The following is a 14,022-nucleotide window of genomic DNA, read 5'->3' on the forward strand; positions in this document are numbered from 1 at the left end:
GCGCGATCGTCGCTCGTCCGGGCGCGGCGCGTGGGAGAGCCGGGCAGCGGCGCACGGCGGCCGTGCCGGCGGCGGGGGCTCCGGCGGTCGCGCGGTCGGCGTTCCAGGCGGTCGGCGCGGGCTTCCCGGCCGCGGAGGATGTGCGGATCGGGACGACGGGGGGACGACGGGGCGGCTGCGGATCCCGGGGTGAGTGGCGTCTCGGCTTGCGGGCGCGGCCGGTCGCCGCCCGGGGCGGGGCGCGTCGGGTTAGGGCAGGGGCCTCAGTCGTCGTCGCCGGCGGCGAGGGCGGCGGGGGTGACGAAGTCGGCGAGGCGGCCGGAGCCCCACGCGACGGCGGACCACGCGGGGGCCTCGAAGGCGATCACCGCGGTGGCGGCTGTCGGGTAGCGCGCGTAGTCCGGGTCGTCGGGCAGGGCGGCGAGCAGGCGCAGCGCCGCCTCGCCGATGCCGGGCTGGTGGCCGAGGAGCAGGAGCGGCGACGCCTGCGGCGCGGCGCGGAGCACGCGCAGCAGCGTCTCGGGGCCGGCGTGGTAGAGTTCCGGCAGGAAGCGGGCGGGCACGTCGGCGAAGCCGGGGCCGAGGCGCTCCCAGGTCTCGCGGGTGCGCGCCGCGGCGGAGACGAGGGCGGCCGCGGGGATGAGGCCCTTGGAGGCCAGCCAGTCGCCGACGGCGGCGCTGGCGCGGCGGCCGCGGGCGTTGAGCGGGCGGTCGACGTCGGCCTGGCCGCGGTCGGCCCAGCTCGACTTGGCGTGGCGCATCAGGATCAGGGTGAGCATGGCCCGTCCCATGCCACGGAAGCGGCGGGGCCGGAAGGGGTCATGCGGAGCGGGGCGGGTCGCCGGCGGCGAGCGCTGGTCGGGCATGGTCCTGCCCATGACCCACGGGTCATGCCGGCTTTCGGGCGGGGAAACCGGGCCACGTCACGTCCAAGGACTACGGAGGCGGCGGCGCCAGCGCCGGCTCGGGCCGGTCCCGTAGGGCGCCAGCGCCCTGTCCCACCCCGTGCCTCGGCGGATGCGGTCACCATGCATGGGACGGGCGGGAGCCGGAGCCGAGCGCGCTCCCCCGGGTCGGGACGGGGCGGGGCGGTCGGGCGGGCGGTCAGTCGGTGTGGAAGACGTTCTCCATCCGCGCCCACCATTCGCCGGGCCGGCGGGTGTCGAGGGGCTCCTGCATCGGGTCGGTGATCCTCCACCAGTCCTGCATCCGGGCGTCGGCCTTCATCCGCTCCATGTCGGCGGCGAAGTCGGTCCCGTGGTATTCCCAGTAGGCGAAGAGGAGGTTCTCCGGCTCCTTGAGGAAGATCGTGTAGTTGTGGATGTTGCAGGCGGAGATGAGCGACAGAATCTCCGGCCAGACGGCGGCGTGGATGCGCTTGTACTCGTCGAGGACCTCCGGCTTCAGCCGGATGATCTGGGCCATGCGTTCCATTCTCAGCTCCGCCTGATCTTCCAGCGCCGCATCGCGGCCTCGGTGTCCTCGAAGGAGACGATGCCCGCGTCGGAGCCGAGGCCGCCGGCGACGAGGCCGGCGGCGGCCTGGGCGAAGCGCAGGCCGGTCTCGACGTCCATGCCGCGGACGAGGCCGGCGATGAAGCCCGCGTCGAAGGCGTCGCCGCAGCCGGTGGTGTCGACGATGTCGATGTCAAAGGCGGGCGAGCGCAGGCGGGTCCCGTCGCGGTGCGCGTAGAAGGCGCCTTCGGCGCCCATGGTCAGCACGCAGGCGGTGACGCCGCGGTCGAGGTAGAAGCGGGCGACGTCCTCGGGGTCGGAGAGGCCGCACATCACGGCGGCCTCCTCGATCGAGGGCATGAAGTAGTCGATGTAAGGCAGGAGCGGCAGGACGAATTCCGCCGTCTCGGCGCGGGCGCCGACGAGGTCCCAGGTGGTGGTGCGGCCGCGGGCCCTGGCCTCGCGCAGGATCTCCGCGGAGCGGGCGCCGTCGAGGCGGGCGAGGAGGCCGGTGCCGCCGAGGTGGATGACGGGGGGCGCGAGGACGCGGTCGTAGGTCTCCGGCGCGACGTCGAAATGGTCCGAGGCGCCGCGGGCGTGCAGCGCCGGGCGCTCGCCGTTCGGGCGGACGTTGAGGATGGTGGCGGAGGTGGCGACGCCCGGGATGCGCTGCATCAGCGACGTGTCGATGCCGTGCTTCGCGAGCGTCAGCATCACCCAGTCGGCCTTCTCGTCGTCGCCGACGGCGCCGACGGCGAGGCAGGAGAGGCCGAGCTTGGCGGCGTCGACGACCGTGCCGCCGGCGGTGCCGGCGACGGTCAGGCGGATCTCCTCGATGAAGTCGACGCCGCCGCCTTCGGGGATCGCCGTGACCGGGCGGCCGAGGACGTCGAGGATGTAGAGGCCGATGACGGAGACGTCGGGCATCAGCGGCGGGTCATGGCGCGGACGACGAGGGCGAGCGCGGCGGCGACGGCGGCGAGGCCCCAGACCAGCGGCTGGCGCCAGAAGGGCGGCGCGGGCGGCGCGAGCGAGGTTCCGGCGGGGGGCGGCTTGAGGAAGACGACGCCGTAGAGATGCGCCGCGGCGATCGAGACGACGAGCGCGATGCAGAAGATCATCAGGACGATGACGCCGGCGAAGATCACCTTGCGGAGCGGCTGGCCGGCCTGGGCGAAGGGCAGCATGTTGTTGGCGAGCGCGGCGCAGACGACGAGGATGCAGCCGAGGGTGAAGACCGCGAGCGAGAAGGGCTGGAAGATCATCGCCAGCGCGACGACGCCGAGGCCGATGATCGCGGCCTCGATGCGGAAGGCGACGGCGGGCGACATGCCGGGGCCGGGGGGCTGGCTCATGAGCGGACGGCCCTCCCGGCCTCGTCGAAGACATGGGTCTGCCCGGCCTCGGGCACGAGGTGCAGCGTCTCGCCGACCGCGACGCGGCGGGCGCGGGGCAGCACGACGCGGATGTCGTCGCCGTTGACGGTGCGGGCGTGGATCAGCGTCTCGGCGCCCATCGGCTCGATCAGCTCGGCCAGCGCGGTGAAGGCCTCGGGGCCGGCGTCGGGGGCGAGGGTGACGGCGCGGGGGCGCATGCCGATGGTGACGCGGCCGGGCCTCATCCCGGCGACGGCGGGGTCGACGGGCAGGCGGACGTTCGTGCCCTCCATGCAGATCTCGGCCGTGCCGCCCTCGGCGCGGACCAGCTCGCCGCCGATCAGGTTCATCTGCGGCGTGCCGATGAAGCTCGCGACGAAGGCGTTGGCGGGCTTGGCGAAGACCTCGTGGGGGGTGCCGATCTGCTCGATCAGCCCGTCGCGCATGATCGCGGTGCGGTTGGCCATCGTCAGCGCCTCGAGCTGGTCGTGGGTGACGATGACGGTGGCCTTGGAGAGGCCCTGGAGCACCTCCTTGATCTGGCCGCGCATGGTCTGGCGCAGCTCGACGTCGAGGCGGGAGAGCGGCTCGTCGAAGAGGAAGCAGTTCGGGTCGCGGATGATCGCGCGGGCGACGGCGACGCGCTGCTTCTCGCCCTCGGCGATCTGGCCGGGAAGGCGGTCGAGGATGTGGGTCAGTTGCAGCGTCTCCGCCACCTGGCGCACGCGGCGGGCGCGCTCGGCCGCGGAGACGCCCTCGGCGTGGAGGGGGAAGCCGAGGTTCTCGCCCACGGTCAGCGCCGGGTAGAGGGCGTAGAACTGGAACACCATGGCGATGTCGCGTTCTTCCGGGGTGCGGTCGTTCATCCGCTGGCCGGCGATCAGGACGTCGCCCTCGCTGGCCTGCTCGAGGCCGGCGATGATGCGCAGCGTGGTGGTCTTGCCGCAGCCGGAGGGGCCGAGGAGGCAGACGACCTCGCCGGGGGCGACGGCGAGGTCGACCTCGCGGACGGCGGTGAAGGTGCCGAACCGCTTGGTGACACGCTTGAGCTCGATCGTCGACATCAGCGCTTCACCGTGCCGAAGGTGACGCCCCGGAGCAGGTGGTTCTGCAGGAAGAAGGTCACGAGGATCACGGGGATGAGGAACAGCGTCTCGATGGCGGCGAGCAGGCCCCAGCGCACGCCGATGTCGCCGCCGATGGTCTGGCTCATGGCGACGGGGACGGTGCGGGTGTGGATGCCGGTCAGGAGCAGCGCGAAGAGGAACTCGTTCCAGGTGAGGATCAGGCCGAAGACGGCGGTGGCGGCGAGGCCGGCGACCACCTGCGGCAGGCAGATGCGGAAGAACACCCGCCGGTCGGTCGAGCCGTCGAGACGGGCGGCGTCCTCGACGTCCGGCGAGAGCTCGTCGAAGAAGCTCTTCATCATCCAGATGGTGAAGGGCAGGTTGAAGGCGGTGTAGAGCAGGATGATGCCGGTATAGGTGCCGGAGAGACCGGTGACGCGGAAGAGCAGCATCACCGGGATGATGACGACGATGGCCGGCAGCATCCGCGTCGTCAGAATGACGAAGAGGTAGGTGTCGTTGCCCTTGAGCGGATAGCGCGAGAAGCCGAAGGCGGCGAGCGTGCCGATGACGAGGGCGAGCGCCACCGAGGCGCCGGCGATGAACACCGAGTTGAAGAAGTAGAGCGCGAAGCCCGTCGACTGCGCGTCGGCGCCCGCCGCGTAGGAGCGGGAGAACACGTTGACGAAGTTCTGCAGCGTCGGCTCGAAGGTGAAGCGCTCCGGGATCAGGCCGAAGAGCGTGGTCGGGAAGAGCTTCGCCGGAACGGCTAGGGCGTCGGCGTGGATCTTGAACGAGGTCAGGATGATCACGAGGACCGGGAAGAAGTAGATCAGGCTGACCGCGGCCGCGAAGGCGGTGCGGCCCCAGCCGGCCTGGTCGACGGCGCGACCGCGCGAGGCGAAGAGGGCCATCACGCGGCTCCCTGGCTGCGCCGGTTGGCGAGGTAGAGGTAGAGGTTGGTCAGCACGATCACCGTGAAGAGGAGAATGTACGACAGCGCAGCCGCTTCGGAGGTCTTGTTGAACTGGATCGCCTGCCGGTAGACGTAGAGCGCGATCGTCTCGGTGCGCTGGCCGCCGTCGGTCAGGATGAAGACGACGTCGAAGAGCTTGAACGCCTCGATGGTGCGGAAGAGCAGCGCGAGCAGCAGCAGGCCCTTCACGTAGGGGAAGGTGATGAACCAGAACCGCCGCCAGGCGGGCACGCGGTCGATGGCGGCGGCCTCGTAGAGGTGCTTCGGCACCGAGACGAGGCCGGCGAGCACCAGAAGCATCACGAAGGGCGACCACATCCAGGCGTCGGCGATCACGATCGCGGCGATGGCGCCCGGCGTCGAGGAGATCAGCACGAAGTTCTCGTTGGTGAAGAGCCGCGCGAACTGGCTGACGAGCCCGAAGGTCGGGTCGTAGTAGTAGCGGAAGAAGGCGCCCACGGCGACGAAGCTCAGCATCATCGGCGTCAGCACGAGGATGAGCAGGTAGCGCCGCAGCGGGAACTGCTTGGCGAAGAGCATGGCGAGGAGGAAGCCCACCACCATCTGCGCCGCGACCGTCAGCACCACGAAGAGCGCCGTGGTGGTCAGGCGGTCCCAGACCACGGGGTCGGTCAGCACGCGCTCGTAGTTGCGCACCCCGAGGAAGCCCATCGTCTGCCGGTCGGCGCGGTAGGCGAAGAACGACAGCCCGAGCGACCAGAGCAGCGGGAAGATGTTCATCATGACGAGGACCGCGATCGCCGGCGCGACCAGCAGCCCGCCGGTATGGCGGCCCCAGGCGTTGACGACGGCGGTCGCCGCGACGAGGGCGGCCAGCGCGAAGGCGACCCAGAAGCCCGCGCCCGCGGGCAGGAGCGCCGCGGCGAGCGGGACGCCGACCACCGCGACGAGGAGCGCGAGGCGCCAGTTGCGCCAGTCCGGCGCGAGGAGCCCCGGGCGGCGCGCGGGATCGGGAAGGACGGCTGCTGTCATCGGTCTCGCGCGGCTCGTTTCGGCGGAGGCGCGCGCCGGGCTCTCCCGGCGCGCGGATCGGGTCGGATCGCTACTGGATCAGCCCGGCGTCGGTCAGCAGCTGCTGCTGGAACGCCGCGATGGTGTCGAGCGTCGTCTTCGCGTCCTGCTGGCCGGTGATCGCGAGGTCGAACTGCTCCTGCTGCTCGACGAGGAGCTCGTAGAACTGCGGGATGTGCCAGACGTCGCGCTGCCAGTCGAGGTTCTTCGCCCAGGCGCGGTTCCACGGCCGGTAGGTGACGTATTTCGGATCCTCGTAGACCGCCTTGATCGCGCTCTGCCCGCCCTGCGAGGCGTACATGTGCTGGATGTCGGGCGAGAGCCACCACTTCACGAAGTCGATCGCCTCGTTGACCTCGGTGTCGGTGTTCCAGGTCATCAGCACGAAGGGCTGGCCGCCGATGTTCTGGGTGCGGTCGACGGTGCCGTCGTCCTTCTTCAGGCCCGGCGGGTTGGCGAAGATCACGCTGTCGGCGACCTGCGAGGTCTCGGGGTTGATCGAGCTCTCGGCGAAGCCGATCCAGTTGACGTTGAGCGCGACCTTGCCCTCGCGGAACAGCTCGTCGGTGACGAAGATGTCCATCGAGCCGGTCTTCACCACCGGCGGCATGTATTGCAGCATGCGCATGTAGTGGTCGAGCGCGGTCACCGCGATCTCGGAGTTGACGACGCCCTCGGCCTGGCCCTCGGGGATCTTGGTCTCGTCCCAGATGTCGCCGCCGTGCTCCCAGATGAAGCCGTTGATCTGCATCGAGCTGAAGTCGTAGGCCTTGCCGGCCTGGAAGGCGATCCCGTAGAAGTCTTCCTTCAGCGGCTGGCCCATCAGGTTGTCGCCGGCCTTGCGCTGGAAGAACTGGCCGATCTTCTCGAAGAGATCCCAGTCGATCTCGTCGAGCTCCTCGGGCGTGCAGGGCAGCTTCTGGCCGAACTTCTCCTGGAACGCCTTCTGCTCGGTCTCGTCGCAGAGGACGTCCGACCGCGCGTAGGTGACGAGGATGTCGGGAAACTGCGGGAAGCCGTAGATGTTGTCCGACTTGTAGGGATAGGTCGCGTAGGCCTGCAGCGGCGCCGGATGCATCCCCTCGAGGACCTTCTGCAGGTCGGGGTCCTTCTCGAGGATGTCGTTGAGGTTGCGGTAGTAGCCGCCCTCGATGAAGGCGCCGAGCCACTGGCTGTCGGAGACCGCCATGTTGTACTTCTGCTCGCCGGAGACCAGCGAGGCGTTGAGGCGGGTGTAGTAGTCGCCCCAGGGGATGAAGTCGATCTCGAGCTTCACGTCGTTGCCCGAGGGCGCCTTGTAGTTCTTGTCGAAGAGGTCCTTCATGATGCGGGTCGGGGGCCAGTCCGGCACCGCCATGTTGAGGACGATCTCCTCGGCGAAGGCGCCGCCCGCCATCAGGGCGAGCGCGCTAGCGGCGCCGAGGCGGGTGAGTGATTTGCGGCAGTCCAGCTTCATTTTAGTTGTTCCTCCCCTTCTGCTTCATGGCCGGGTTTCTCAGCTCGGCCTCTCGATCGCGGCGCCGTCGCCGGGCCGGAACAGGTGGACGTCCCTCGCCGCGATGGCGACCGGGAAGCGGTCGCCGCGGCGCAGGTGGCTGGCGCGGGCCTCGGGGACCAGCACGCGCAGCGGCTGGCCCTCGGTGGCGAGCGAGACGATGGTGACGTCGCCGAGCGGCTCGATCAGGCTGACCGCCGCGTCGACGGCCGCCGCGCCCTCGGGGGCCGCGCCGGGCCGGACGTCCGCCGGGCGGACGCCGAGGGTGACGGGCGCGCCCGGGGCGAGGCCGGCATGGGCGACGGGAATGGGACCGAGCGCCGTGGCGACGGCGCGGGCGTCGGCGGTGACGCGGCCCTCGTAGAGGTTCATGTGCGGCGAGCCGATCTTGGCCGCGACGTAGACGCTGGTCGGCCGGTCGTAGAGGCTGTCGGGCGTGCCCTTCTGCACCACGCGGCCGTGCTCCATCACGGCGATCTCCTCGCCCATGGAGAGCGCCTCGAGCTCGTCGGGGGTGGCGTAGACGATGGTGGTGCCGAGGTCGCGGTGGAGGCGCTTCAGCTCGGCGCGCATGTCGTGGCGGAGCTTGGCGTCGAGGTTGGTCAGCGGCTCGTCGAGGAGCAGGATGCGCGGCTGGGCGATCAGGGCGCGGCCGAGCGCGAGGCGCTGCTGCTCGCCGCCCGAGAGCGTGCCGGGCTTGTTGCCGAGCCGGTGGGCGATGCGCAGCATCTCGGTGGTGTCGGCGATCCGCCTGCGGATCTCGGCCGCGGCGACGCCCGCCTCCTTGAGCGGATAGGCGAGGTTCTGCGCCACCGTCAGGTGCGGGTAGAGCGCGAAGGACTGGAACACCATGGCCACCCCGCGGCCGCGGATCTCGGCATGGGTGACGTCGCGGCCGTCGATGCGGATCGTGCCGGCGTCGGGCCGCACGAGCCCGCAGATGGCGCGGAGCGTGGTGGTCTTGCCGACGGAGGAGGGCCCGAAGAGCGCGAAGAAACGGCCCTCCGCCACCTCCAGGTCCATGCCGTCGAGCGCCACGGTGGCGCCGTAGCGCCTGGAGAGGCCGGAGAGGGCGAGGATCGGCTGCGCCATCCGCCTCAGAGCCCCGTCGCCGCCCAGCGGCCCGAGCGCGCCGACTTCAGCACGGCGTCGGTGACGCGGTCGGTCTCCAGCGCGTCGGCGAAGGTCGGCGCGGCGGGCTGACCCGTCTCCAGCCCCTTCACGAAATCCGCCACCTGGTGGACGAAGCTGTGCTCGTAGCCGATCGAGAGCCCCGGCACCCACCAGTGGCCCATGTAGGGATGGTCGCCGTCGGTGACGTGGATCGAGCGCCAGCCGCGCTCCGGTCCCTCGTCGCGGTGGTCGAAATACGCGAGCCGGGTCAGGTCGTGCAGGTCCCAGGCGATCGAGGCGTGCTCGCCGTTGATCTCGAAGGTGTAGGCCGCCTTGTGCCCGCGGGCGTAGCGGGTCGCCTCGAAGGTGGCGAGCGAGCCGTTGTCGAAGCGGGCGAGGAACAGCGAGGCGTCGTCGATGCCCACCGGCTCGACCTTGCCGGTCAGAGTGTGCATGCGCTGCTTGACGAAGGTCTCGGTCGCCGCCGTCACCTCGCGGATCGGGCCGTTCAGCCACATCGCCGTGTCGATGCAATGCGCGAGCAGGTCGCCGGTCACGCCCGAGCCCGCGACGCCGACGTCGAGCCGCCAGAGCCCGGCGCCGCCCTGCGGCAGGTCCTCGGAGATGGTCCAGTCCTGCAGGAACTTCGCCCGGTAATGGTAGATGCGGCCGAGCTTTCCCGCGTCGATCAGCTGCTTGGCGAAGCTGACCGCCGGGATGCGGCGGTAGTTGTACCAGACCATGTTCGGCACGCCGGCCTTCGCCACCGCGGCGACCATCGCCTCGGATTCGCGGGCGTTCCGCCCCAGCGGCTTCTCGCACATCACCATCTTGCCGGCCTTGGCGGCGGCGATGGCGATGTCCTTGTGCATGTCGTTCGGCGCGGCGATGTCGATCAGGTCGATGTCGCGGCGGCGGACGAGCTTCTTCCAGTCGGTCTCGGCCCGCCGGAACCCCCAGGTGTCGGCATGGGCCTGCGCCTTCGCGCCGTCGCGGCCGCAGACGGCGACCAGCTCCACCTCGCGGTCGAGGTCGAAGAAATTCCCCACCTTGCGGAAGGCGTTGGAATGCGCCCGCCCCATGAACCCGTAGCCGACCAGCCCGACGCGGAGCTTCGCCTTCGCCATCGTCACTCGCTCCAGCCGTGGGCGTCGCGGACCGAGATCATCGCCGCGAGCACGTCGTTCCAGGTCTGCGCCTTCATCAACTCGGCGTTCGGGAACATGCAGCCGTCCCAGCAGATGTGCCGGAACGCCTTGGTCAGGTTCCCGTCCCCGTCGCGCAGCCACAGGCCGGCGTGGCGGGCGATGTCGAGCTTGCCCTTCGGGTCGGTCGCCATGCAGTGGCGGCCGGTCTTGTCGTGGTAGCCCTCGCCGTAGACCGAGCCGTCGTTCTGGGCGACGTGGAAGTCGATCGTCCACGGCCGGAGCGCGTCGGTGAGCGTCCTCAGCGCCGCGTCGAGCGCGTCCGGCTCCCAGTCGAACCCCTCGGGCACGAGCCGCGCCTCCGGGGCGTTGTAGCCGAGGGCGTAGAGCAGCGTATGCGCCATGTCGGCCTGAAAGCCGATGATCCCCGGCCGGTCGGTCGCCTCCAGCGTGTCGACCATCGCTTTCCACGAGTGCATCCCGCCCCAGCAGATCTCGCCCTCGCAGGCCAGCCGCTCGCCGTGGTCGGCGGCGATGTCGCAGGCCCGGCGGAAGGTGTCGGCGATCAGCCGGGTGTTCCCCGCCGGATCCTTCGCCCAGTCCCCCGGCGAGCAGGCCGAATCGATCCGGATGACGCCGTAGGGCCGCACCCCGAGCTCGCGCAGCCGGCCCATGATCCGGCACGACTTCGCCACCATCTCGACGAAGCGGTCGCGCTCCTCCTGGCTCCCCATCGCCGAGCCGCCGCCCACCGGCGGCCAGACCGGCGCCACCGCCGAGCCGACGACGAGGCCGAGCGAGCCCACCTTGTCGGCGAGCCGCCTGATCTCGTCGTCGTCCGCGTCGATCGGCGTGTGCGGCAGCGACAGGAACAGGTCGACGCCGTCGAACCTCTGCCCGTCGACCTCCGCCGCGGCGGTCAGCGCCAGCATGGTGTCGAGGTCGATCGGCGGCTCCGAATCCGGACCCTTGCCGACGAGACCCGGCCACATGGCGTTGTGCAGCTTGGGAAAAGCTTGTTTCACCCCTCATCCTCCCCGTCCGGCCCGTTCGTTTCTTTTTCGGGGGCACGCCCCCGGTGACAGGCTTGAACTGGTATATTAGTATCACGAAAAAGCGACCGCGCAAGCGGCCTCGGACGGAACAGGGGGAGGAATGGCGGCGCTTCTCGACACCCGGCTCGACCGGACGCGGCCGCTCCGCGAGCAGGTCTACGCGGTGCTGCGCGAGCTGATCCTCACCGGGTCGATGGAGCCGGGCGTGTCGCTCGACGAGAAGGCCATCGCGGCGCGGCTCGAGGTCTCGCGCACGCCCGTCCACGAGGCGGTGAAGAAGCTCGCCGACGAGGGTCTCCTTCAGGTCCGCGCCCAGTCCGGCACCACCGTCGCGCCGCTCGACCGCCGGCAGATCGAGCAGGCCCACGTGATCCGCCGCGCGCTGGAGGGCGAGAGCGCCCGGCAGGCGGCGCTGCGGATGACGCCCGCCTGGCTGAACCGGCTCGCCGACATCCAGCTCCTGCACGCCGCGGCGATCGAGCGCCGCGCCTTTGTCGACGCCATCGCCCAGGACGACGCCTTCCACCGCGCCATCACCGAGATCTCCGACTATCCGATGCTGTGGCGTGCCATCGAGATATCGAAGGCTCAGCTCGACCGCTGCCGGCACCTGACCATCCCGCTCGAGGGCCGCGGCCCGGCGACGCTGGTCGAGCACCAGGCCATCGTCGACGCGCTGCGCCGCGGCGACCCCGACGCCTCGGCGGCGGCGATGCTGCGGCATCTCGACGCCGCCCAGCACAAGACGCTGCAATACCTCGACGCGCTGCTCGCGGAGCCGGCGCAATGACCCCAGGAGACCCGAGATGACCTATCCCGAAGGCTATGCCGCCGCCGTCGTCGGCGCGGCGAGCGGCATCGGCCGCGCCGTCGCCGAGCGGCTCGCCCGCGCCGGCGTGCGCGTCGCCTGCCTCGACCGCCACGACCCGGCCGAGGTCGCCGCCGGCATCGGCGGCGGCGCGGTGGCCGAGGCGCTCGACATCACCGACGCCGGTGCCTGCGAGGCGACGATCGACCGGCTGTGGACGCGGTTCGGCAAGCTCGACGCGCTGGTCAACTGCGCCGGCGTCGTCGGCAAGACCAACATCATCTCCGAGGAGGTCGACCGCGCCGATTTCGAGGCGGTGGTGCGCATCAACCTGACCGGCGCGCTCTACCTGAGCCAGCCGGCGCTGCGGCGGATGCGCGAGGCGGGCTACGGCCGCATCCTCCACGTCGCCTCGATCGCCGGCAAGGAGGGCAACGCCGGGATGGCCGCCTATTCGGCCTCGAAGGCGGGGCTGATCGGGCTCGTCAAGGTGATGGGCAAGGAATACGCCGAGAGCGGCGTGACCATCAACGCGCTCGCCCCCGCGGTGATCCGCACGCCGATGGTGGCGGCGCTCCCCGACGCGCAGGTCAAGTACATGACGGACAGGATCCCGATGAAGCGCTGCGGCGAGCTCGACGAGGCGGCGGCGATGATCGGCTGGGTCGTCTCGCCCGAGTGCAGCTTCACCACCGGCTTCACCTTCGACATGACCGGGGGCAGGGCGGTCTATTGAGGCGCGCCACGCGGGCGCGTCCTGTGGGTAACTATGGGATACCGAGATTATAGTGGAGATATCAATGTCATGATCCCCGTCGCAAGTCGTGGCGGGGATCAGTCCAGCCGATCCTCGGCGAGGACGTAGACGGCCGCCCCGAGCGCGAGGAGCGCGCCGAAGACCGTGAACAGCGTCCCGAACGCCGCCGCGGGCGCGGCGCCTCCGGCGACGAGGCCGCCATAGAGCCGCCCGCCGCCGAACTGCAGCAGCCCGACCGTCCCGATCGCCAGCATGTTGGCGAAGCTCACCCCGCGGCCGACCAGGTGCGGCGGGCAGTAGCTCCGCACATGCGCCATGACGAGCGGAAACGAGGCCCCGAAGAACCCGAGCGCCGCGAGGAGCGCCGTCGCCCAGCCGACGCCGCGGTCGGGCGTCAGCCCGAGCAGGATCAGCGCCCCGCCCGCCAGCAGGTTCCCGGCGACCAGCGTCCATTTCCGGGTGCGCAGCAGGCGGTCCGCCGGCCCGTAGGCGAAGTTGCCGAGGATCATCGCCGCCGCCATGACCAGCGTCACCGTGCCGATCCCGTCGGCGTCGAGCCCGAAGGTCTCGCGCAGGTAGGGCCCGGCCCAGAGCCCGCGCACCCCGGCGGCGGGGGCGTAGTTGACGAGGACCAGCGGCGCCATCGCCCAGAGCGCCGGCGTGCGCAGCAGCGCCCCGAGCCCGCCCGGCGCCGTGCTCTCCGCCGGCGGCGCCGGGGCGGGCGGCGGGTCGCGCACCACCGCGAGCAGCATCAGCCCCACGGCCACGGAGAAGACCGCGATCCCCGCCATCGCCCCCCGCCAGCCGAAGGCGTCGGCGGCGAGCGCCATCGGCGCGGCCGCGACGAGGTTGCCGATCGAGGCGAGCCCGATGACGAGCCCGGCGAGGCTCGCGAAGGCGGCGGGCGAATAGATCCGCGCGAAGATGTAGAGCATCGACATCAGCACCGGCGCGCAGCCGAGCCCGATCAGCGCCATCGCCGCGACGATCCACGCCGGCGACGCCGCCAGCGCGAACACCGCCGCCCCGCCGCCCGCGCCGACGAGGAACAGCGTCGCCGCCACCCGCCGCGGCCCGAGCCGGTCGAGGCCGAGGCCGACGGGGATCTGCGCCGCCGCGAAGACGGCGAACCACACGCCGGAGGCGCGGGCGAGGTCCGCCGGCTCCATCCCGAGGTCGGCGCCGAGGGCGGGCGTCAGCACCGCGAGGAAGGCGCGGTAGAACTGGCTCAGCCCGTAGGCGAGCACCAGCACGACGATCCCGAGGCGCATCCGGCCGCTTCCCCCTTGCTCGCGGGCCCGTCGGGCCGAGGGCGACCGGGGCGACCGCGGTCTTAGCCGGCAGGCGGGGCGGTGTCGACGGGGCCCGTCGCGGGATCGCTTTCGCGCGTGACGGGTTGCTTACCGGGGGGCGGATCGGCCAAGTGTCGATCGACCGGCGCAGGCCCGTGGCGCCGCCCGGCGAGGAGGAGGTCCGAGATGACGAAGAAGACCCTGGAGGAGCGCAGCGAGGCGCTCGGCGCGCGGATCGCCGCGGCGAGGGCGTTGCTCGAGCGGCGCGAGCGCGGCGACAACGAGACGATCGGCGCGGTTCTCGGCGGGCTCAACGACGAGCTCGACAAGGTCGTTCACGACGACCACGACGCCGCCCAGCAGACGATGAACAAGATCGAGGCGCGCCTCCGCGCCGAGGAGATCCGCATCGAGGACGACAAGGAGGAGGAGGACCGCTGAACGGCGTCGCC

The 14,022-nt window shown here is 71.2% G+C and carries 15 protein-coding genes; 3 read left to right on the forward strand and 12 right to left on the reverse strand.

What is annotated here, in order from left to right; all coding sequences use genetic code 11:
• Positions 1–263: 263 nt before the first annotated feature.
• The 11 genes from KBB57_RS01005 to KBB57_RS01055 all read right to left on the reverse strand — a co-directional run bounded on the left by KBB57_RS01005 (position 264) and on the right by KBB57_RS01055 (position 10,683).
• On the reverse strand, positions 264–779 hold the full coding sequence (locus tag KBB57_RS01005) for a histidine phosphatase family protein (RefSeq protein WP_290745428.1): 516 nt from the start codon (positions 777–779) through the stop codon (positions 264–266).
• A 325-nt stretch (positions 780–1,104) separates the two neighbouring features.
• Positions 1,105–1,434, reverse strand: coding sequence for an L-rhamnose mutarotase (locus KBB57_RS01010; RefSeq protein WP_290745431.1), 330 nt, complete (start codon positions 1,432–1,434; stop codon positions 1,105–1,107).
• A gap of 2 nt (positions 1,435–1,436) precedes the next feature.
• A complete protein-coding gene (locus tag KBB57_RS01015; RefSeq protein WP_290745434.1) occupies positions 1,437–2,381 on the reverse strand; it encodes a carbohydrate kinase family protein in 945 nt (314 codons plus the stop codon).
• Positions 2,381–2,809, reverse strand: coding sequence for a hypothetical protein (locus KBB57_RS01020; RefSeq protein ID WP_290745436.1), 429 nt, complete (start codon positions 2,807–2,809; stop codon positions 2,381–2,383). Before KBB57_RS01020 ends, KBB57_RS01015 begins: the two co-directional genes overlap by 1 nt.
• Positions 2,806–3,894, reverse strand: coding sequence for an ABC transporter ATP-binding protein (locus KBB57_RS01025; RefSeq protein ID WP_290745439.1), 1,089 nt, complete (start codon positions 3,892–3,894; stop codon positions 2,806–2,808). Before KBB57_RS01025 ends, KBB57_RS01020 begins: the two co-directional genes overlap by 4 nt.
• Complete coding sequence (locus KBB57_RS01030) at positions 3,894–4,811, reverse strand: carbohydrate ABC transporter permease (RefSeq protein ID WP_290745442.1); 918 nt, start codon at positions 4,809–4,811, stop codon at positions 3,894–3,896. Before KBB57_RS01030 ends, KBB57_RS01025 begins: the two co-directional genes overlap by 1 nt.
• Complete coding sequence (locus tag KBB57_RS01035; protein WP_290745445.1) at positions 4,811–5,866, reverse strand: carbohydrate ABC transporter permease; 1,056 nt, start codon at positions 5,864–5,866, stop codon at positions 4,811–4,813. The genes KBB57_RS01030 and KBB57_RS01035 overlap by 1 nt, the downstream gene beginning before the upstream one ends.
• Before the next feature lie 70 nt (positions 5,867–5,936).
• Positions 5,937–7,361, reverse strand: coding sequence for an ABC transporter substrate-binding protein (locus KBB57_RS01040; RefSeq protein WP_290745448.1), 1,425 nt, complete (start codon positions 7,359–7,361; stop codon positions 5,937–5,939).
• 39 nt (positions 7,362–7,400) lie between these two features.
• Positions 7,401–8,492 carry an ABC transporter ATP-binding protein gene (locus tag KBB57_RS01045; protein ID WP_290745451.1) on the reverse strand — a complete coding sequence of 364 codons (1,092 nt, stop codon included), beginning with the start codon at positions 8,490–8,492 and terminating at the stop codon, positions 7,401–7,403.
• Between the two features lie 5 nt (positions 8,493–8,497).
• Positions 8,498–9,640 (reverse strand): Gfo/Idh/MocA family oxidoreductase, encoded by a 1,143-nt coding sequence (locus KBB57_RS01050; RefSeq protein WP_290745454.1) that lies wholly within the window; start codon positions 9,638–9,640, stop codon positions 8,498–8,500.
• 2 nt (positions 9,641–9,642) lie between these two features.
• On the reverse strand, positions 9,643–10,683 hold the full coding sequence (locus tag KBB57_RS01055) for a TIM barrel protein (RefSeq protein WP_290745457.1): 1,041 nt from the start codon (positions 10,681–10,683) through the stop codon (positions 9,643–9,645).
• A 130-nt stretch (positions 10,684–10,813) separates the two neighbouring features.
• Between KBB57_RS01055 and KBB57_RS01060 the strand changes: the two genes are divergently transcribed.
• Both KBB57_RS01060 and KBB57_RS01065 read left to right on the forward strand, forming a co-directional pair.
• Positions 10,814–11,503 (forward strand): GntR family transcriptional regulator, encoded by a 690-nt coding sequence (locus KBB57_RS01060; RefSeq protein ID WP_290745461.1) that lies wholly within the window; start codon positions 10,814–10,816, stop codon positions 11,501–11,503.
• A 16-nt stretch (positions 11,504–11,519) separates the two neighbouring features.
• The gene (locus KBB57_RS01065) at positions 11,520–12,257 is read left to right on the forward strand and encodes an SDR family NAD(P)-dependent oxidoreductase (RefSeq protein WP_290745464.1); all 738 of its coding nucleotides are present in this window, start codon (positions 11,520–11,522) and stop codon (positions 12,255–12,257) included.
• A gap of 98 nt (positions 12,258–12,355) precedes the next feature.
• Here the strand turns inward: KBB57_RS01065 and KBB57_RS01070 are convergent, their stop codons facing one another.
• Positions 12,356–13,549, reverse strand: coding sequence for an MFS transporter (locus tag KBB57_RS01070; protein WP_290745468.1), 1,194 nt, complete (start codon positions 13,547–13,549; stop codon positions 12,356–12,358).
• Between the two features lie 207 nt (positions 13,550–13,756).
• On the opposite strand from KBB57_RS01070, the gene KBB57_RS01075 reads away from it, so the two are divergent.
• Positions 13,757–14,011: a hypothetical protein gene (locus KBB57_RS01075; protein ID WP_290745471.1), complete on the forward strand. Its 255-nt coding sequence runs from the start codon at positions 13,757–13,759 to the stop codon at positions 14,009–14,011.
• Positions 14,012–14,022: the final 11 nt, after the last annotated feature.

The sequence above is a fragment of the Amaricoccus sp. genome, from assembly GCF_017993425.1.
In the GTDB taxonomy this organism is placed as follows: domain Bacteria; phylum Pseudomonadota; class Alphaproteobacteria; order Rhodobacterales; family Rhodobacteraceae; genus Amaricoccus.

Excerpts from the sequence above, each read along its gene's own strand:
- KBB57_RS01005 (WP_290745428.1), bottom strand. The coding sequence starts at position 779 with ATGCTCACCCTGATCCTGATGCGCCACGCCAAGTCGAGCTGGGCCGAC.
- KBB57_RS01010 (WP_290745431.1), bottom strand. The coding sequence starts at position 1,434 with ATGGAACGCATGGCCCAGATCATCCGGCTGAAGCCGGAGGTCCTCGAC.
- KBB57_RS01015 (WP_290745434.1), bottom strand. The coding sequence starts at position 2,381 with ATGCCCGACGTCTCCGTCATCGGCCTCTACATCCTCGACGTCCTCGGC.
- KBB57_RS01020 (WP_290745436.1), bottom strand. The coding sequence starts at position 2,809 with ATGAGCCAGCCCCCCGGCCCCGGCATGTCGCCCGCCGTCGCCTTCCGC.
- KBB57_RS01025 (WP_290745439.1), bottom strand. The coding sequence starts at position 3,894 with ATGTCGACGATCGAGCTCAAGCGTGTCACCAAGCGGTTCGGCACCTTC.
- KBB57_RS01030 (WP_290745442.1), bottom strand. The coding sequence starts at position 4,811 with ATGGCCCTCTTCGCCTCGCGCGGTCGCGCCGTCGACCAGGCCGGCTGG.
- KBB57_RS01035 (WP_290745445.1), bottom strand. The coding sequence starts at position 5,866 with ATGACAGCAGCCGTCCTTCCCGATCCCGCGCGCCGCCCGGGGCTCCTC.
- KBB57_RS01040 (WP_290745448.1), bottom strand. The coding sequence starts at position 7,361 with ATGAAGCTGGACTGCCGCAAATCACTCACCCGCCTCGGCGCCGCTAGC.
- KBB57_RS01045 (WP_290745451.1), bottom strand. The coding sequence starts at position 8,492 with ATGGCGCAGCCGATCCTCGCCCTCTCCGGCCTCTCCAGGCGCTACGGC.
- KBB57_RS01050 (WP_290745454.1), bottom strand. The coding sequence starts at position 9,640 with ATGGCGAAGGCGAAGCTCCGCGTCGGGCTGGTCGGCTACGGGTTCATG.
- KBB57_RS01060 (WP_290745461.1), top strand. The coding sequence starts at position 10,814 with ATGGCGGCGCTTCTCGACACCCGGCTCGACCGGACGCGGCCGCTCCGC.
- KBB57_RS01065 (WP_290745464.1), top strand. The coding sequence starts at position 11,520 with ATGACCTATCCCGAAGGCTATGCCGCCGCCGTCGTCGGCGCGGCGAGC.
- KBB57_RS01070 (WP_290745468.1), bottom strand. The coding sequence starts at position 13,549 with ATGCGCCTCGGGATCGTCGTGCTGGTGCTCGCCTACGGGCTGAGCCAG.
- KBB57_RS01075 (WP_290745471.1), top strand. The coding sequence starts at position 13,757 with ATGACGAAGAAGACCCTGGAGGAGCGCAGCGAGGCGCTCGGCGCGCGG.